Source organism: Nodularia chucula CCY0103, from assembly GCF_963923915.1.
Taxonomy (GTDB): domain Bacteria; phylum Cyanobacteriota; class Cyanobacteriia; order Cyanobacteriales; family Nostocaceae; genus Nodularia; species Nodularia chucula.
Genome location: NZ_CAWUOL010000254.1, coordinates 1 through 265, shown reverse-complemented (window position 1 = coordinate 265; position 265 = coordinate 1). Strand labels below are relative to the sequence as shown.

Annotated in this window: 1 protein-coding gene; it reads right to left on the bottom strand. The window is 38.9% G+C overall.

All coding sequences use genetic code 11. From position 1 onward, the window contains the following. Nucleotides 1-70: 70 nt before the first annotated feature. The coding region (locus tag ACM0OP_RS24450; RefSeq protein ID WP_414530990.1) for a hypothetical protein at nucleotides 71-265 on the bottom strand (195 nt) is incomplete at its 5' end.

Genomic DNA, 265 nt, shown 5'->3' with positions numbered 1-265 from the left:
TTCTTAACAAAACTTTACAACGTGTCCCATTTTGCACGTATCTCGGCGGCCACCCATGTATTTATGTCTTTCAAATATTCAAACATTGCCTAGTTTGGTTCATTTTAGGCAATGTTATGAGAGCGAGTGAGAGGAAGAATAAGGGTTTTGGCCTTTCTTGATAAGAGTCTTCAACTTCCGTTTTCGGCAATGTTTTACAAGATAGGATAAGTAGGGTTTGCTGAATAAAGCCAAAAGCCAGAGAAATAAAGAGATTCAGGGTCAG